This is a genomic window from Paludibacterium sp. (assembly GCF_019232825.1).
Taxonomy (GTDB): Bacteria; Pseudomonadota; Gammaproteobacteria; order Burkholderiales; family Chromobacteriaceae; genus Paludibacterium.
The window spans coordinates 57301-74180 of record NZ_JAFAND010000090.1 but is presented as its reverse complement, the minus strand read 5'-3'; the positions used below and the strand labels follow the sequence as shown (position 1 = coordinate 74180).

The 16880-nt window shown below is 62.5% G+C and carries 17 protein-coding genes; 14 read left to right on the top strand and 3 right to left on the bottom strand.

Annotation, left to right across the window (positions count from 1 at the left end; genetic code table 11):
* The first annotated feature begins 1 nt into the window (after position 1).
* The 11 genes from JOZ06_RS11595 to JOZ06_RS11545 all read left to right on the top strand — a co-directional run bounded on the left by JOZ06_RS11595 (position 2) and on the right by JOZ06_RS11545 (position 11370).
* On the top strand, positions 2-1099 hold the full coding sequence (locus JOZ06_RS11595) for a DegT/DnrJ/EryC1/StrS family aminotransferase (protein ID WP_293232549.1): 1098 nt from the start codon (positions 2-4) through the stop codon (positions 1097-1099).
* Positions 1086-2399, top strand: coding sequence for a lipopolysaccharide biosynthesis protein (locus JOZ06_RS11590; protein WP_293232547.1), 1314 nt, complete (start codon positions 1086-1088; stop codon positions 2397-2399). Before JOZ06_RS11595 ends, JOZ06_RS11590 begins: the two co-directional genes overlap by 14 nt.
* Entirely contained in the window at positions 2396-2977 is a 582-nt protein-coding gene (locus JOZ06_RS11585; RefSeq protein ID WP_293232545.1) for an acyltransferase, read from the top strand. Before JOZ06_RS11590 ends, JOZ06_RS11585 begins: the two co-directional genes overlap by 4 nt.
* Positions 2970-4082, top strand: coding sequence for a glycosyltransferase family 4 protein (locus JOZ06_RS11580; protein WP_293232543.1), 1113 nt, complete (start codon positions 2970-2972; stop codon positions 4080-4082). The genes JOZ06_RS11585 and JOZ06_RS11580 overlap by 8 nt, the downstream gene beginning before the upstream one ends.
* Positions 4079-5179, top strand: a complete 1101-nt coding sequence (locus JOZ06_RS11575) for a glycosyltransferase family 4 protein (RefSeq protein ID WP_293232541.1) — start codon at positions 4079-4081, stop codon at positions 5177-5179. Before JOZ06_RS11580 ends, JOZ06_RS11575 begins: the two co-directional genes overlap by 4 nt.
* Positions 5180-5281: 102 nt before the next feature.
* Entirely contained in the window at positions 5282-6520 is a 1239-nt protein-coding gene (locus JOZ06_RS11570; RefSeq protein ID WP_293232539.1) for a glycosyltransferase family 4 protein, read from the top strand.
* 54 nt (positions 6521-6574) lie between these two features.
* A complete protein-coding gene (locus JOZ06_RS11565) occupies positions 6575-7732 on the top strand; it encodes a DegT/DnrJ/EryC1/StrS family aminotransferase (RefSeq protein WP_293232537.1) in 1158 nt (385 codons plus the stop codon).
* The gene (locus tag JOZ06_RS11560; RefSeq protein WP_293232535.1) at positions 7732-8364 is read left to right on the top strand and encodes a sugar transferase; all 633 of its coding nucleotides are present in this window, start codon (positions 7732-7734) and stop codon (positions 8362-8364) included. Before JOZ06_RS11565 ends, JOZ06_RS11560 begins: the two co-directional genes overlap by 1 nt.
* Positions 8365-8381: 17 nt before the next feature.
* Positions 8382-10259: a nucleoside-diphosphate sugar epimerase/dehydratase gene (locus JOZ06_RS11555; RefSeq protein WP_293232533.1), complete on the top strand. Its 1878-nt coding sequence runs from the start codon at positions 8382-8384 to the stop codon at positions 10257-10259.
* Positions 10260-10347: 88 nt separating this feature from the next.
* A complete protein-coding gene (locus tag JOZ06_RS11550) occupies positions 10348-10725 on the top strand; it encodes a hypothetical protein (protein WP_293232531.1) in 378 nt (125 codons plus the stop codon).
* 42 nt (positions 10726-10767) lie between these two features.
* Positions 10768-11370, top strand: a complete 603-nt coding sequence (locus tag JOZ06_RS11545; RefSeq protein ID WP_293232529.1) for a YdcF family protein — start codon at positions 10768-10770, stop codon at positions 11368-11370.
* Positions 11371-11448: 78 nt separating this feature from the next.
* On the opposite strand, the gene JOZ06_RS11540 is transcribed toward JOZ06_RS11545, so the two are convergent.
* From JOZ06_RS11540 to ubiD, 3 genes are read right to left on the bottom strand one after another with little or no spacing between them, the layout of a single operon-like run.
* Positions 11449-12654, bottom strand: a complete 1206-nt coding sequence (locus tag JOZ06_RS11540) for an MFS transporter (protein WP_293232527.1) — start codon at positions 12652-12654, stop codon at positions 11449-11451.
* 12 nt (positions 12655-12666) lie between these two features.
* Positions 12667-13032: a 50S ribosome-binding protein YggL gene (locus JOZ06_RS11535; RefSeq protein WP_293232525.1), complete on the bottom strand. Its 366-nt coding sequence runs from the start codon at positions 13030-13032 to the stop codon at positions 12667-12669.
* Between the two features lie 55 nt (positions 13033-13087).
* Complete coding sequence (ubiD, locus tag JOZ06_RS11530) at positions 13088-14563, bottom strand: 4-hydroxy-3-polyprenylbenzoate decarboxylase (RefSeq protein WP_293232523.1); 1476 nt, start codon at positions 14561-14563, stop codon at positions 13088-13090.
* Positions 14564-14701: 138 nt separating this feature from the next.
* Here ubiD and JOZ06_RS11525 point away from each other — a divergent pair, with 138 nt between their 5' ends.
* The 3 genes from JOZ06_RS11525 (at position 14702) to petA (ending at position 16874) form a co-directional block, all read left to right on the top strand.
* Entirely contained in the window at positions 14702-15304 is a 603-nt protein-coding gene (locus JOZ06_RS11525) for an OmpW family outer membrane protein (protein WP_293232521.1), read from the top strand.
* A gap of 121 nt (positions 15305-15425) precedes the next feature.
* Complete coding sequence (locus tag JOZ06_RS11520) at positions 15426-16172, top strand: Nif3-like dinuclear metal center hexameric protein (RefSeq protein ID WP_293232519.1); 747 nt, start codon at positions 15426-15428, stop codon at positions 16170-16172.
* 117 nt (positions 16173-16289) lie between these two features.
* Positions 16290-16874 carry a ubiquinol-cytochrome c reductase iron-sulfur subunit gene (gene petA, locus JOZ06_RS11515; RefSeq protein WP_293232517.1) on the top strand — a complete coding sequence of 195 codons (585 nt, stop codon included), beginning with the start codon at positions 16290-16292 and terminating at the stop codon, positions 16872-16874.
* Positions 16875-16880: the final 6 nt, after the last annotated feature.

Sequence of the window (16880 nt, the reverse complement as noted above, 5' to 3'; positions counted from 1 at the left end):
AATGAGCATTCAATTCATCGATCTGAAAGCGCAGTACCAGCATCTGAAACCGGCGATCGACGCCCGTATCCAAGCGGTGCTGGACCACGGTCAATACATCATGGGGCCGGAAGTGGCCGAGCTGGAGGCGCAACTGGCCGCCCTCGTCGGCGTCAAGCACGCCATCGGCGTGTCCGACGGCACCACCGCTCTGCAGGTGGCACTGATGGCGCTGGGCGTCGGTCCGGGCGACGAGGTCATCACCACGCCGTTCACCTTTATCGCCACCGGCGAGATGATCGCGCTGTTGGGCGCGACGCCGGTGTTCGTCGACATCGACCCGAATACCTACAACCTGGATCCGGCGCTGATCGAGGCGGCCATCACGCCGCGCACTCGCGCCATCATTCCGGTCAGCCTCTACGGCCAATGCGCCGACTTCGACGCCATCAACGCCGTGGCCGAGCGCCACGGCCTTGCCGTGATCGAGGACGGCGCGCAAAGCTTCGGCGCGCGTTACAAAGACCGCCGTTCCTGCGGCGCGACGACGATCGCCACCACCAGCTTCTTCCCGTCCAAGCCGCTTGGCTGCTATGGCGACGGCGGCGCTTGCTTCACCAATGACGACGAACTGGCGCGCAAGATGCGTCAGATCCGCATCCACGGTCAAGACCGCCGCTATCACCATCCGGTGATCGGCATCAACGGCCGCCTGGATACGCTGCAAGCGGCGGTGCTGCTGGCCAAGCTGCCGACCTTCGAGGAGGAGGTGGCGGCGCGCAAGCGCATCGGCGCGCGTTATACCGAACTGCTCGCCGACGTGGTACGCACGCAGCGTCTGGCCGATGGCTGTGACTGTGTTTACGCCCAGTACACCATCGAGGTGGATAACCGCGAGGCGGTACAGGCCGCGCTCAAGGAGGCGGGCGTGCCGACCGCGGTGCATTATCCGGTGCCGTTGAATCTGCAGCCGGCCTTCGCGCATCTGAACCAGCCGGCGGGCAGCTTCCCGCACGCCGAAGCCGCGTCGCGCCGCGTGATGAGCCTGCCGATGCATCCGTTCCTCGACGAAGCCACCCAAGACGCCATTGTCGCGGCGGTGAAGCGTGCCATCGGCTAGCGCCCGTCTTGCGGCGCTGACCGCGTCCTTGCGGCGATTCAGCCGTTCGGGGTTCGTACGCCACATCGTGACGTTGGCCACGGGGGCGGCACTCGCTCAGGTGGTGCCGCTGTTGGCGCAGCCGCTGTTGACGCGGATGTACACGCCGCACGCGTTTGGCGTGTTGTCGTTGTACGTGGCGTTGATGTCGAATCTGGCCGTGCTTGCCACTGCGCGCTACGAGATGGCGATCGTGCTGCCCTCCGATGAGCGGCGCGCCGTCAATTTGATGGCGCTGTCGATATTCTTCGCCTCCACGCTCGCCTTGTTGGTGTTGCTGGCGCAGCTGCTCGGGGTCAACCATTGGCTGCTCAAACTGATGGGCGGCAGCACGAGCGAGCACGACTTCTCGGTTTGGCTCTATCTGTTGCCGCTGTCGCTGTGGCTCGCGGGTTTGATGCAGGCCTGGACCAATTGGAACAACCGCCATACGCGTTATCGCGCCAATGCCTCCGGCCGCATGAGCCAGTCGGTGGGTATGTCGCTGACGCAGCTGGCCGGCGGCCTGCTGCATGCCGGCCCGGGCGGGCTGATCCTCGGCCAATTCGCTGGGCAGGTTTCGTCGCTCCTGGCGCAGGCGCGCGAGGATCTGCGGCGCCGTTTCCATTGGTGGCGCGACGTGGACCGCTCATCGATGAAGCAGGTGGCGCGCGAGTATTCGGAGTTTCCCAAGGTCAATACGCCGCATGCCTTCGTCACCGCCTTGCAGGACTCGCTGACGCTGTCGCTGCTGGGCGCGCTCTCCGGCACCGCCACGGTCGGGTTTTACGGCATGATGATGCGGCTGTTGAAGCTGCCGGCGGCGTTGATCGGCCAGGCGGTGGCGCAGGTCGCGTATCGCGAGCTGGCCGAGGCTCGCAACGCCGGGCGCCCGCTTAGGCCTATCATCAAGCGCATGGCGGTGGCGCTGGGCGGCATGGCGCTGGTGCCGTTTTTGGTGATTCAGTTGGCGGGCGAACCGTTGTTCGGCCTGGTGTTGGGGCAGACCTGGCGTACGGCGGGCCGTTACGCCGAGGCCATGTCGCCATTTATTTTGTTTCATTTTATTGCGTCGCCGCTGGCCATGGTGCCGTTGGTCATCGAGCGCCAACGCACGGCCTTCCTGCTTTCCCTGGTGCAGACCGCGCTGTTCGTGGGCGCGCTGTGGACGGGTTTCCACCTGTGGAACGATCCGGTCCGAGCTTTCACACTAGTTTCCTGGGTGATGGTCGGGTATTTTATTTTCTATTTCACCTGGCTATATCACGCAGCTAATAAATGATTCTCACCAAACTTCTTGCTCGCCTTCGTTTTCGGCTGTCCGCCTGGGTCCATCCGCGTATGGTCTACGGCTATCGTCGTTATGACGGAGTATTTCTTCCGCGCACACGTTTATCCAATTTGACGCGGGTCGAGCATGCGCACCGATTGCATATCGGCGACAACGTGTATATCGGCCATTTCAATTTCGTCGATGCTTCCGGCGGCCTGACCATCGGCGAAGGGTGTCAGATCACCAACTACGTGTCGATTCTGACGCATTCGAGCCATATCGCCATCCGGCTCTACGGCAAGCATTACCTCGATCATCACAGCCACGCCGGCTATCTGCGCAAATCGTCGGAGATCGGCCGCTACAGTTTCATCGGCCCGCACTCGGTGCTGATGCCCGGCACCAAGCTCGGCAAGGGCTCGCTGGTGTCCGCCTACAGTTTCGTGCCGGCGGGCGACTACCCTGATTACGCGGTCTTGGCCGGCAATCCGGCGCGCGTGGTGGGCGACACGCGCACGATGGACCAGGAGTGGCTCGACACCCATCCCGAACTGATGGCGTTCTACGAGGAGTGGGATCGTGACTGAACCCGCCGTGTCGCGTCTGCTGATCGTCGGATCCGCCTCGGTGCATACCTGGCGTTATCTGGCCGGCATCGCGCCTTTCGCCGGCGAGGTTTGGCTCGCCAGCAACCGCGACGCGCCGGAACAATATCGCCCGGCCAATTTCGCCGGCTTTCAGCGCATCGATTTCCGTCTGTCGTCGTTGGTGGCTTCGGGGCGGTTGCGAGGGTGGATCAAGGCGATCCGGCCTGACCTGGTGCATGTGCATCAAGCCAACAGCGTCGCCTGGCATGCCAGCCGCGCCATGCGCGGATTGGCGATTCCTCAAGTGCTGACCGCCTGGGGCTCGGACATCTTGCTGCTGCCGGAATCCAACGCCTTGTTTGGCCGCATGGTGCGCAGCAACCTGCAGTCGGCCGACGTGATTACCTCCGATTCGCTGTACATGGCGGCGCGCATCCGTGCATTGGCGGGCGAGGACTGCCGCATTGAGCTGTTGAATTACGGCATGGATGCGATGCCGCTGACGCCTGACTTGGCCGCCAAGGAAAAGCGCGTGCTGTCTTGCCGGCTGCATAAGCCGCTCTATCGCATCGACGCCATTTTGCATGCCTGGTCGGCGGTGGAGGCGAGCGGTCTGTTCGGCGATTGGCGGCTGACGGTGGCCGCGAGCGGCGATCAAACCCCGGAGCTCAAGCAATTGGCCGAGACGTTGGCTTTGCGCCGCGTCGATTTTCCCGGCTTCGTGCCTGGCCATGAGCTGGCCGAGCTGTATCGCAAAAGCCGCGTTTTCGTCAGCGTGCCGCGCTCGGACGCCACCAGCATCAGTTTGCTGGAAGCCATGGGCCACGGCTGCTTGCCGGTGCTGTCCAATTTGCCCGCCAATGGCGAGTGGATCATCGACGGACTCAACGGCCGCATTGTCGAGGACGTGCGCCGGCTGTCCGACAGCCTGCTCGACGCAATGCGCGAGGCGGAGGACGACCGGCAATTGCAATCCATCGCCGACATCAATCGCAAGCTGGTGGCGCAGAAAGCCTTGCACGCCGACAACATGCGGCGCTTTGCCGAGCTGTACGTCCGCGCGTTGCAAGCCGGCCCCAAACAGCGTAGCAAGAAGAAAAAATGAGAATCGCCCATCTGACCAGCGCCCACCCGCGCCACGATATCCGTATCTTCATCAAGGAGTGCGCGACGCTGGCGCGCGCCGGCCATGAAGTGACGCTGATCGTGGCGGACGGCTTGGGCGAGGAAACGCGCGATGGCGTGCGCATCGTCGACGTTGGCGCCAAAAGCGGCGGGCGCCTGTCGCGCATGACCAAAACGGTGGCTCGGGTGATTCAAGCCGCGTTGGCGCTCGCGCCCGATGTGGCGCATTTTCATGACCCGGAGTTGATGCTGGCCGCGCTGAAGTTGAAACGCGCCGGTATTCGCGTGATCTACGATGTGCACGAGGATCTGCCGCGCCAACTGTTGGCCAAGCATTGGATTCCCGCGCCGATCCGGCCGCTGGCCTCGCGCGTGTTCGAGCGGCTGGAGAATGGCGTCGCCAGCCGTTTCGATGCCATCGTGACCTCGACGCCGCACATCCGCGCGCGCTTCGCCGCGGTCAATGCGTGCGTGCTCGACGTGTGCAATTTTCCGATTTTGGCCGAGCTGGTCCGCGAGACCCCTTGGGACAGCCGCCGCGAAGAGGTCTGCTATCTGGGCGGCATTACGCGTATCCGTGGCATCGGCCCGATCGTCGAGGCGATGCCGGCTGTGCCGGCGCGTTTGAATCTCGCCGGCATTTGGGGCGAGGCCGGTCTCAAGGATGAGCTGACGGCGGCGCCAGGCTGGGACAAGGTCAACGATTTGGGGGTGCTCGATCGCGCTGGCGTGGCCGACGTGCTGGCACACTCCAAAGTCGGGCTGGTGACGCTGTTTCCCACCCCTAACTACGTTGACGCGCTACCGATCAAACTGTTTGAGTACATGGCGGCCGGTTTGCCGGTCGTCGCCTCGGATTTCCCGCTGTGGCGCGGTATCGTCGAGGATGCTGGCTGTGGATTGCTGGTCGATCCGCAAGATCCGGCGGCCATTGCCGCCGCGATGAACGCGTTGCTGGCGGACGACGAGCGCGCCGCGGCCATGGGCGCGAGCGGACAGCGTGCCGCTTTGGCGAAATACAGCTGGCAAGCGGAAGGCGAAAAGCTGGTGGCGCTTTATGCGCGGCTGGCGGCATGAAGACGGGTTGTTGAGGTTTCTTTGATATGGGAATAGAGGCGGTACGCGGACGGGTGTACGATGCCGGCGTGGCTGATCCTGAATTCCAAAACCAGGTTGAATATGCGCATTCTCTATCTTAACCATTACGCCGGCTCGCCGAAGCACGGCATGGAATACCGACCCTATTATTTGTCGCGCGAATGGCTCAAAGCGGGCGATAAGGTCAATATCCTGGCGGCGAGCTTCTCGCACCTGCGGCAGAATAACCCTCAGAATTTGCCGGGCTTGTTCGGCGAAGAAGAAATCGACGGGATTATCTATTCTTGGTATGCCACGCCTAAGTATTCCGGCAATGGCGTCAAGCGGGTGTTGAACATCCTGGCCTATTTGTTCCAGGTATGGAACATGAGCCGTTTCTTCGTCAACAAGTGGACGCCGGATGTGGTCATCGCTTCCAGCACCTACCCGCTGGATATTTATCCCGCGCGCTTTATCGCCAAGCACGCCAAGGCGAAATTGATTTTCGAAGTGCATGACCTTTGGCCATTGACCCCGGTCGAGGTGGGGGGCATGTCGCCGCGCCATCCGTGGATCTGGCTGCTGCAGCGGGCCGAGAATTTTGCCTATAAGGTATCGGACGCCGTGGTGTCGATGCTGCCTTGCGCCAAGGAGCACATGGTGGCGCATGGCATGGCGCCGGAGAAGTTCCATTATGTGCCCAACGGCATCGACGTGGCGGAATGGGAGAATGCCACGGCGAAGCTGCCGGATGAGCATGCCGCCCTGCTCGACCGTTTGCGTGGCGAGGGCCGTTTCCTGGTCGGTTATGCCGGCGGCCACGGCTTGGCCAACGCACTGCAGGAGCTGCTGAAAGCTGCCGACTGGTTGCGTGACGAGCCGGTCTCGTTCGTGTTGGTGGGCGACGGTCCGGACAAGGTGGCGCTGACGCAAATGGCGCGCGACCTGGGACTCGACAACGTGCATTTCTTGCCGCCGGTGGCCAAGTCGGCCGTGCCCGCGCTGCTTGCGCGCATGGATGCACTGTATATCGGCTGGCGTAAACTGCCGATTTACCGTTTTGGCATCAACCCCAACAAGCTGTTCGATTACATGATGTCGGCCCGGCCGGTGATCCATTCGGTCGAGGCGGGCAACGACATCGTGCGCGAAGCCGAGGCGGGTCTGTCGGTTGCGGCGGAAGATCCGGCGGCGATCGCCGAGGCGGTGCGCCAACTGATGGCCATGACGCCCGAGGCACGCCAGCAGTTGGGAGACAACGGCAAGCGCTACGTGCTCGCCAACCATGATTACCGTGTACTGGCCAAGCGCTTCCAGAAATTGTTTGCGCGAGCCAAATAAAATGACGCTCGCGTAAAGTGCGCGCTGCGATCGTATTGAAGGATAACAAACGCCATGAGCGAGAAATTTTTACCCTATGCCTTGCCGGACATCGGTGAGGAGGAAATCAATGAAGTCATCGAGGTGCTGCGTTCAGGCTGGGTAACCACCGGCCCGCGCACCAAGCAGTTCGAGGCGGACTTCGCCGCCTTCATCGGCGATGGCGTGGAAGCGATCGCCGTCAACTCGGCGACCTCCGGCCTGCACCTGGCATTGGAAGCGGTCGGCGTCGGCCCCGGCGACGAAGTGATCGTGCCGACCTACACCTTCACCACCACGGCCGAGGTCGTGCGTTATCTGGGCGCGCACCCGGTGCTGGTCGACGTCGATCCGGAAACGCTCAACATCGATCCGCAGGCGATCCGCCGCGCCATTACCGACAAGACGCGCGCCATCGTGCCGGTGCACTTCGCGGGTCTGGCTTGCGATATGGACGCCATCATCGCCATTGCGCGCGAGCATGGCCTGAAGGTGGTGGAGGATGCCGCGCACTCGTTGCCGACCAGCTACAACGGCAAGCTGATCGGCACGTTGGACACCGATGCCACCGTGTTCAGCTTCTACGCCAACAAGACCATGACCACCGGCGAAGGCGGCATGGTGGTGTCCAAGCATCCCGAATTGATCAAGCGCTGCAAGGTGATGCGCTTGCACGGCATCAGCCGCGACGCCTTCGACCGCTATGTGTCCAAGGCGCCGGCCTGGTATTACGAAGTCATCGAGCCGGGCTTCAAGTACAACATGCCGGACCTGGCCGCCGCCGTTGGCTTGCACCAGTTGAAGAAGCTGCGCCGCTTCCACCTGGCGCGCATGGACATGGCGGAGCGCTATGACGTCGAATTGGCCGGCCTGCCGCTGATTCTGCCCGCCAAGCCGAAGATGGGCGATGCGCACGCCTGGCATGTGTATGCCGTGCGGCTCAAGCCGGAAGCCGGCATCGAACGCGGCGAGTTCATTCAGCGCATGGCGGACAAAGGCATCGGCTGTTCGGTGCATTTCATTCCATTGCACCTGCACCCGGTGTGGCGCGACGGCTATCAACTCAAGCCCGAGCAATTCCCGCACGCGCAGCTGGCGTTTGAGGGCGAAGTGTCGCTGCCGCTGTATACGCGCATGACCGAGGCGGATCAAACGCGCGTCATTGCCACGATCCGCGAGATTCTGGGCGCGTGATGGCGGTAAGCGGTGCCGGCCGCGCTCCCGGGTCCGACCGGGTCAAGCGCGGCTTCGATTTGTTGGCCGCAGGCGTGGGGCTCGCGCTGTTGTCGCCGCTGTTGCTGGCGATGGCGGCGTGGGTCAAGCTCGACTCGCCGGGGCCGGTGTTTTTCCGCCAGGAGCGCGTTGGGCGCTTTGGCGTGACGTTCCGGATTCACAAGTTCCGTACCATGCGCGTCGATGCCGAACGCCATGGACAACTGACCGTGGGCGCCGATGCGCGGGTGACGCGGGCAGGGCGCGTGCTGCGCAAGACCAAGCTCGACGAATTGCCGCAGCTGATCGATGTGCTGTCCGGCCGCATGAGCCTGGTTGGGCCGCGCCCCGAGGTGCCGCGCTACGTGGCGCATTATCCGGACGATGTGCGCGCCAAGGTGTTGGCGCTGCGGCCAGGTATCACCGATTGGGCGTCGATCCGCATGATTGACGAGAACGAGATTCTTGGCGGGGCCGCGGATCCGGAGCGCGCCTACGTTGAACGGGTATTGCCGGAAAAGCTTGGCTATTATGTTAGATATGCCGATAGCCATACATTATTGGAAGACGTCCGTATTATTTTTGCGACCTTGACGAAAATCGTTTCACGCTGACCACCATGTTGGAAAAAATGCTTTCTTTCTCGCGTCATAACAAGATGGCGCTATTGATGCTGATGGACGCCATATTGCTGCCGCTGGCGCTATGGAGCGCGGTGGTGCTGCGTCTGGGCGGCAGCTGGGACCCGAAGCTCAATCCCTATCTGTGGATCTTTTTCGTGCCGCCGTTTTGGGTGATTCCGATTTTCATCCATCTGGGGCTCTATCGCGCGGTACTGAAATATCTCGACGACAAGATCGTCTACACCGTGTTTTCCGGCGTGACGCTGGCGGTGCTGGTGTTGACCGCCGTGATCGCGCTGACTGGCATGCATTCCTTTCCGCGCTCGTCGATCATCATCTTCTGGATGTTCGCCATGGCCTACATCGGCGGCAGCCGCTTCCTGCTGCGTGGCCTGGTCCGGCGCCTGGATGCGGTGGACGCGCCACGCGAGCATGTGATTATTTACGGCGCCGGGCGCGCCGGCGTGCAACTGATGTTGGCGTTGCAGGCCGGCCGGGAATACCGGCCGATGGCGTTTGTCGACGACAGCCCTTCGTTGTGGCGCCGCACTTTCCGCGGCTTGGCGGTACACAGCCCGCAAGAGTTGCCTTTCCTGCTGAAGGAAACCGAAACCAAGCTGATTCTGTTGGCGTTGCCGTCGGTAAGCCGCTCGCGCCAACGCGAGATCCTGGAAAACCTGGAATCGTTGCGCGTGCCGATCAAGCGCCTGCCTGGCATGGCCGATCTGGTTTCCGGCGAAGTGCGGGTCGAGGAGCTGAAGGAAGTCGATATCGAGGATCTGCTCGGGCGCGAGCCGGTGCCGCCGCGGCGCGAGCTGATGTCGGCCAACATCGAGGGGCGGGTGGTGATGGTGACCGGCGCCGGCGGTTCGATCGGTTCCGAGCTGGTGCGCCAGATCGCCCAATGCCGCCCCAAGCAGCTCGTGCTGTTCGAGTTGTCGGAATACAACCTGTACGCCATCGATCAGGCACTGGCGAAGCTGGCGCCGGAATGCCCGCGCGTGTCGCTGCTGGGTTCGGTGGCCGATTATGCGCGCATGACGCAGGTGATGCGCGCGTTCGGCGTGGAAACCGTCTATCACGCGGCGGCGTACAAGCATGTGCCGTTGGTCGAGCACAATCCGGTGTCGGGCATTCTCAACAATGCGTTCGGCACCGATACCGCCGCACAGGCGGCCGAGGATTGCGGCGTCGATACCTTCGTGCTGATCTCCACCGACAAGGCGGTGCGGCCGACCAACGTGATGGGCGCGACCAAGCGCCTGGCCGAACTGGTATTGCAGGCGCGGCATGCGCGCGGTAGCCGCACACGTTTCGTCATGGTGCGTTTCGGCAACGTGCTGGGATCGTCGGGCTCGGTGGTGCCGCTGTTTAAGCAGCAGATCAAGCAAGGCGGCCCGGTGACCGTGACGCATCCCGAGATTACCCGTTATTTCATGACGATTCCCGAGGCGGCTCAGTTGGTGATCCAGGCCGGGGCGATGGGGCAGGGCGGCGACGTGTTCGTGCTCGACATGGGACAACCGGTTCGCATCGCCGATCTCGCGCGGCGCATGATCCACCTCTCCGGCTTGGAGGTGAAGGACGGCAACCGCCCGCAAGGCGACATCGAAGTCCGCTTCACCGGCCTGCGGCCCGGCGAGAAGCTGTACGAAGAGCTGCTGATCGGCGACCACGTGCTCGATACCGATCACGAGCGCATCTGCCGCGCTGAGGAGTCGCTGATTCCCGAGCCCGAGCTGCGCGCGCTGCTTGACCGTCTCAAGGCAAACTGCGACCGGCTCGATGCCGCGGGCGCCTTCGCGATGATGCGCGAGGTGGTGCATGAATTCAACGCCGCCGAATTCACCCAGGATTGGGTCTCGCTGGCCGCGTCGAAAGAATAAGGCGCCGGTGACGCATGTCGGCGGGCTTGATCTGCGATTCCAGTGCGGCATACACTCAGTATGTTGCAACGCAACATCGGAGTTTGCCATGCCCACCTTACGTTTACTGGCAGACGCGGTGCCCATCGCCTTTTCCTGCCAGCTCGATTGTCTGCGTCGCCAGCAGGTGTTTTGGCGGTCGCAATGGTTCTACAACGGACGCACCCTCTGCGGCGCGGCGCCGTGGTCCGATAAGCTTTGGCGCATGCAGCAGCGCTGGCATGCCGATGTGCTGTCGCTGTGGTATGACTGCGGCGAAGCGCACCACCGCGGCTATATCCGGCTGGCGCCGGGCGACGATGTGTGGCAGCCGTGGCTCGCGTCGGTGACGCACGCTCAGCGGCTGGCGTTGGATGGTCTGCTTGAGCTTGGCCGCCGGCAGCCATTCGGCCATCTCGCGGCCGGAATCGACCCGGAGCGTGGGTAAGCCGTTTATAATATCCGTTGGTTTTTGCACAACGGGTCGACAATGCATTATCTCTGGCTGGTGCTCAAAGGCGTGCTGCTGGCTTTCTTGCTGGTGTTGATGGCAATGGGCGGCGTGGCATGGAGCATCGTGAGCTATGGCGAGCCGCCGGACTATCCGGCGAACGCCGATGCCGCGCTGGTGCTGGGCGCCGCCGCCTGGGGCGACAAGCCGTCACCGGTATTCCGCGAGCGCATCCGCCATGCGGTGGAACTCTACAAGACCGGCCAAGTGCACTGGATCGTCTTCACCGGCGGCACGCCGGTGCCCGGCTATCCTTCCGAAGCCGACGTCGGCCGCGACTATGCGCTCAAGGCCGGCGTGCCGATGACGGCCATGTTGGCCGAGCCCGACTCGCGCACGACGTGGGAAAACCTGCAAAACGCCAAGAAGCTGGCCGAACCGTTTGGCATTCATACCTATCTGCTGGTTAGCGATCCGTGGCATATGCGCCGCGCCGTGCTGATGGCGCGCGATCTCGGTCTGGCCGCTTCCCCTTCCCCCACGCGCTCGACGCGTTACCGCACACTCTCTGCCCGCGTGGCGTTCCTCTCGCGCGAAACCTGGCTATACGTCGGCTATCGTATTTTCCGCATGGTGTCCTAGGGTCCCTAGGGTCTATCGTCAGGTGTTTGGCGCAATGCCGCGCGTCGCACGGCGATTGCGCCCTACGCAACGGGACTCCTAGTGTCTGTTAACCACGTTTTGACGGTTCCAAGCCAAAGTAGTCAGCGTGACGAGGCAGAAGACCGCGCCGGTGAAAAAGGTGTACGACGCGCCGTACCGGTCCCACAAGAATCCCGCAAATAGGCTGGCTAGCAGCATGGCGCCGCCGCTGATCAGATTGAAAACGCCAAATGCGGTGCCGCGCAGCGTGGCCGGCGCGGTCGCCGCCACCATAGCGGCCAAGAGTCCCTGTGTGATGCCTAGGTGGATGCCCCATAGCGTGACGCCGGCGAGCACCTGTGGCCAACGATGCGCGGTGGCCAAGAGCAGATCGGCGCCGAAGAGCGCCAGGAGGCCGAGCGCCAGCAACGAGTAGGGGTTCATCCGGTCCGACCACTTGCCGAACGGGTAGGCGCTGAGCGCGTAGACGATGTTCATCGCCACCATGATCAGCGGCACGAAGGCGATGGCCACGCCCGTCTGCTGCGCGCGCAAAACCAGAAATGCCTCGCTGAAGCGAGCCAACGTGAAGATCGCGCCGACCGTGACCACCTGCCAATAGGCGGCGCTAAGCTGACGCAGATTGTCGCGACGGATCGGGTTGCCCGTTTTAACCGCCGTTTCCGCCCGATCGGGCTCCGACATGCCGAGCGTCAGCAAGACGACAGCGGCAGCGCCCGGCAATAAGGCGACCCAGAATACGGCGCGGAATCGGTCCTGCCACAGCAGCATCAGACCGACGGCGAAGAGCGGGCCGAGAAAGGCGCCGACGGTATCGAGCGCCTGGCGCAGACCAAAAGCCGCGCCACGGATGGCTGGCGGCGCGATATCGGCCACCAAGGCATCGCGCGGTGCGCCGCGTACGCCTTTGCCGACGCGATCAAGCAGCCGGGCGGTCAGCACCAGGCTCAGCGACGACGACAGCGCGAACAGTGGCTTGGTCAGCGCGCTCATCGCGTAGCCGAACAGGGCCAAGCTTTTGCGTTTGCCCCAGTAGTCGCTCAGCACGCCGGAAAAGACCTTGACGATCAGCGCCGTGGACTCTGCCAATCCCTCGATCAGCCCGACGGCCAAGGCGCTGGCCCCCAAACTGGTGACCATGAAGAGTGGCAGTAGGCTGTGGATCATCTCCGAGGAGACGTCCATCAGCAGGCTGACGCCGCCAAGCACCCAGATGGCAGGCGGAATGGCGGCGCGTTGCGAAGCCTCGCGGGGAGCGCGCATGGGGAGATTGGCTTAACCGTGCCAGATGTCGATCAGTTCGCTTGCTTGCAGACTGGCGACTTCGGCGCGGGCTTTGAGCCAGTCGAGCAGCGCGATGCGCACGGCGTCGTCGACCGGCTGTTTGCCTACCGGGAAAACCATGCCCTCCAGCGTGCCGCGTGCGTCGAATTGGCCGCCGAAGCTGACGGCTTGGGCATCGACGGCGCCAAGCCAGGCTTCCAACAAGCTATCCTGCGCCGCATCGTCGAGACCATCGTTCAGAATGGCCTTGAGGTTGAAGCCCCATTCGCGGAATTGGCCGACACGCAGTTTCTTGCGCAGGCGCGGACTCATACGCTTGACGTGGCTGGGGAGGGCGGGGTTACGGGTATTTCGCATGATGACTTCCTGTTATTCGATGCGCGAATCATACCAGCGTTGCCGCCCGGGCGGGTCATAGTCCCAGTTCGTGCCACATGGCGTCGACCCGCGCTTTGACCGTTTGATCCATCTCGATGGGGCGGCCCCATTCGCGTTGGGTCTCCCCCGGCATCTTGTTGGTGGCGTCGAGCCCCATTTTGCCGCCCAACCCGGAGATAGGGCTTGCGAAGTCGAGATAGTCGATCGGCGTATTGTCCACCAGCATCGTGTCGCGCACAGGGTCCATGCGCGTGGTGATGGCCCAGATGACTTCCTTCCAATCGCGCGTATCGATGTCGTCGTCCACCACGACGATGAACTTGGTGTACATGAACTGTCGGAGGAAACTCCAGCAGCCCATCATGATGCGCCGCGCGTGACCGGGGTATTGCTTCTTGATGCTGACCACCGCCATGCGATAGCTGCAACCCTCCGGCGGCAGATAGAAATCGACGATCTCCGGAAACTGCTTTTGCAGGATCGGCACGAACACTTCGTTGAGCGCCACGCCAAGCACGGCCGGCTCATCCGGCGGCTTGCCGGTGTAGGTGCTGTGGTAGATCGGGTTCTCGCGCATGGTGATGCGGTCGATGGTGAACGCCGGGAAATGGTCTTGTTCGTTGTAATAGCCGGTATGGTCGCCATAGGGGCCTTCCAGCGCCATGTCATCCGGATGAATGTGGCCTTCGAGCACGATTTCGGCGCGCGCCGGCACGCGCAATGCCGAACCGATGCAACGGGTGAGTTCGGTGCGTCCGCCGCGCAGCAGGCCGGCGAACTGGTACTCGGACAAGGTGTCCGGCACCGGGGTGACGGCGCCGAGAATCGTAGCCGGATCGCAGCCGAGCACCACGGCCACGGGGAAGGGTTGGCCGGGATGCGCGCGCTGAAAGTCGCGAAAGTCGAGTGCGCCGCCGCGATGCGCGAGCCAACGCATGATGACGCGGTTCTTGCCGATCACCTGTTGGCGGTAGATGCCGAGATTCTGACGTTTCTTGTGCGGCCCTTGGGTGACGGTCAGCCCCCAGGTGATCAGCGGCGCGACGTCGCCCGGCCAGCAGTGCTGGATCGGCAGCCGCGACAAGTCGACGTCGTCGCCTTCCCAGACGATTTGCTGGCACGGCGCCTTGGTCACTTCCTTCGGCGCCATGCTCAGCACCTGCTTGAGCAGCGGCAGTTTGTCCCACGCATCGCGCCAACCGCGCGGCGGCTCCGGCTCTTTCAGATAGGCGAGCAGTTGGCCGATTTCGCGCAGGGCCGCCACGTCCTGGGCGCCCATGCCCATGGCGACGCGACGGGGGGTGCCGAATAGATTGGCCAGCACCGGAAAGTCGTATCGACTGTTATCCGTGCGCGGCTGTTCGAACAAGAGCGCGGGGCCACCGGCCTTCAACACGCGATCGCTGATCTCCGTGATCTCGAGGCGCGGGGAAACCGGCCGGCTGATACGGCGCAACTCACCCTGTTGTTCTAGTTGTGCAACAAAATCACGTAGATCCGTATATTTCATGACGCTCTCATGATCTAGGACAAAGTCTTAAAATTTGGCGTTCTCTACAGTGACGCCTGAACGCTGCGCAGCCGTAGCATCGTCATCTAAGAACATGCGCGGCGGGATTCCCCACTATTGTATCCAGGAGAAAACATAATGAGAAAGTTCGCTTTCGTCGCTGTGGCTGGTCTGTTGTCCGCTTCCGCTTTCGCCGATCAAGGCGATATTCTGGCACGTTTCCGTGTGATCGACGTTGCGCCCCAAACGGGTGCGGACGGTTACCTCGCCACTCTTAACCCGAGTGTTAAGAGCGATACGGTGCCGGAAGTCGACTTTACCTACATGATCACCAACAATGTCGGCGCCGAACTGATTTTGGGCACTTCGCGTCACGACGCGCACCTTGACGCGCTCGGCGCAGACCTGGGCAAGATCAGCGTGCTGCCGCCGACGCTGACGCTGCAATACCATTTTACCCCGCAAGCGACCTTCCGTCCGTATGTCGGTGCCGGTATCAACTACACCTATTTCTACGACAACGACCTGCATGTGGGCGCCAGCAAGGTGACGGTCAATCGGGATAGCTGGGGTCCTGCTCTGCAGGTTGGCGCCGACTATGCGATTACCAAGGACTGGTTCGTCAACGTCGACGTGAAGAAGCTGTACATCCGCACGGACGCCCAACTGAATGGCGCGCCGATCGGTACGCTGAAGCTCGATCCGTGGGTCTACGGTATCGGTATCGGCACCAAGTTCTGAGATTTGACCGCAAGCCGGCGAAGCGCACCGCAGAGTGCGCTTTTTTTATTGGCAGGGTGAGACTTCCGTTTCCGGTCAGGGTAGGCTTTAATGACATGAATTTTCAAATCTTGAGGTGGATATGCAGTTGGCAGAATTAACGGCGTATCTCGATCATCTGCTGGAACCCTGGCGTTTCAATGACTATGCACCCAACGGCCTGCAAGTGGAGGGCCGCGGCGAGGTGTCGCGCGTCGTTTGCGGCGTGACGGCATCGCAGGCGCTGATCGATGAGGCGGTGGCGCGGCGTGCGGATGCGATTCTGGTGCATCACGGTTATTTCTGGAAGGGCGAGGATAGCCGGGTGCTGGGATTCAAGAAGCGCAGGCTGCAGGCCCTGCTGCTGCACGATATCAGCCTGCTTGCCTATCATCTGCCGCTGGACGCGCATCCGACGCTGGGCAACAACGCTCAGCTGGCCGAAGTGCTGGGGCTGGCCGTGGAGGGGCAGGGGGGCGAGCAGGATCTGCTGTGGCACGGCCATCTCGCCGCGCCCGTGTCGGCCGGCGCGTGGCGCGATGACGTCTCGCGCCGGCTAGGGCGTCCGGCGTTGCTGTTGGGCGATGCGGACAGACCGGTGCGGCGTGTCGCCTGGTGCAGCGGCGGCGCGCAGGGCTTCTTCGATGCCGCCATTGCCATGGGGGTGGATGCATTTTTGACGGGCGAGGTTTCCGAGCAAAATCAGCATATGGCGATGGAGTCTGGTTGCGCTTTTGTCGCCGCCGGGCATCATGCCACCGAACGCTTTGGCATTCAGGCGCTCGGCCGTCAGGCTGCTGATGATCTTGGCATTGAAGTGGTGTTTGTCGACCTGGAGAACCCGGTATAACGTTATTTATATCGGGTTAAAACAATTTATTTGCATAAACCCTTCAAGTAAATAGGGATAATCAGGTAAAATTCGCGGGGATAAACGCTCGAGTTTCCATGATTGAGGATGACTGTAATGAGTGAACAACAAGTCGATGCAGGACGTCGCCGTTTTCTGACGGTGGCAACCAGCGCGGTCGGGGGAGTGGCGGTGGTCGGGGTGGCCGCGCCGTTTGTACTGAGCTTCCTGCCGTCCGAGCGGGCCAAAGCAGCGGGCGCGCCGGTGGAAGTGGATATCAGCAAGATCGAGCCGGGGCAGATGATCAACGTCGAATGGCAGGGCAAGCCGGTGTGGCTGTTGTCGCGCACGCCCACCCAGATCGCCAACCTGGCCAAGCTCGACGATCAGATGGCCGACCCGACGTCGGACATGGATCAGCAGCCCGACTACTGTAAGAACCGTCATCGCTCCATCAAGCCGGGCTTGCTCGTGACGGTCGGCATTTGCACCCACCTGGGCTGTTCGCCGACGTTCCGGCCGGACCTCGCGCCAGCGGATCTCGGGCCGGATTGGCTCGGCGGCTTCTACTGCCCCTGCCATGGCTCCAAGTACGATTTGGCCGCGCGGGTCTACAAGAGCATGCCGGCGCCGAAGAATCTGCTTGTTCCCCCCCACAAATACCTGTCCGACTCGCGCATCCTGGTCGGCGACGACAAATAAGCTGAG

Coding starts and splice junctions, on each gene's coding strand:
- JOZ06_RS11595 (WP_293232549.1), top strand. CDS start 2: ATGAGCATTCAATTCATCGATCTGAAAGCGCAGTACCAGCATCTGAAA.
- JOZ06_RS11585 (WP_293232545.1), top strand. CDS start 2,396: ATGATTCTCACCAAACTTCTTGCTCGCCTTCGTTTTCGGCTGTCCGCC.
- JOZ06_RS11575 (WP_293232541.1), top strand. CDS start 4,079: ATGAGAATCGCCCATCTGACCAGCGCCCACCCGCGCCACGATATCCGT.
- JOZ06_RS11570 (WP_293232539.1), top strand. CDS start 5,282: ATGCGCATTCTCTATCTTAACCATTACGCCGGCTCGCCGAAGCACGGC.
- JOZ06_RS11565 (WP_293232537.1), top strand. CDS start 6,575: ATGAGCGAGAAATTTTTACCCTATGCCTTGCCGGACATCGGTGAGGAG.
- JOZ06_RS11560 (WP_293232535.1), top strand. CDS start 7,732: ATGGCGGTAAGCGGTGCCGGCCGCGCTCCCGGGTCCGACCGGGTCAAG.
- JOZ06_RS11555 (WP_293232533.1), top strand. CDS start 8,382: ATGCTTTCTTTCTCGCGTCATAACAAGATGGCGCTATTGATGCTGATG.
- JOZ06_RS11550 (WP_293232531.1), top strand. CDS start 10,348: ATGCCCACCTTACGTTTACTGGCAGACGCGGTGCCCATCGCCTTTTCC.
- JOZ06_RS11545 (WP_293232529.1), top strand. CDS start 10,768: ATGCATTATCTCTGGCTGGTGCTCAAAGGCGTGCTGCTGGCTTTCTTG.
- JOZ06_RS11540 (WP_293232527.1), bottom strand. CDS start 12,654: ATGCGCGCTCCCCGCGAGGCTTCGCAACGCGCCGCCATTCCGCCTGCC.
- JOZ06_RS11535 (WP_293232525.1), bottom strand. CDS start 13,032: ATGCGAAATACCCGTAACCCCGCCCTCCCCAGCCACGTCAAGCGTATG.
- ubiD (WP_293232523.1), bottom strand. CDS start 14,563: ATGAAATATACGGATCTACGTGATTTTGTTGCACAACTAGAACAACAG.
- JOZ06_RS11525 (WP_293232521.1), top strand. CDS start 14,702: ATGAGAAAGTTCGCTTTCGTCGCTGTGGCTGGTCTGTTGTCCGCTTCC.
- JOZ06_RS11520 (WP_293232519.1), top strand. CDS start 15,426: ATGCAGTTGGCAGAATTAACGGCGTATCTCGATCATCTGCTGGAACCC.
- petA (WP_293232517.1), top strand. CDS start 16,290: ATGAGTGAACAACAAGTCGATGCAGGACGTCGCCGTTTTCTGACGGTG.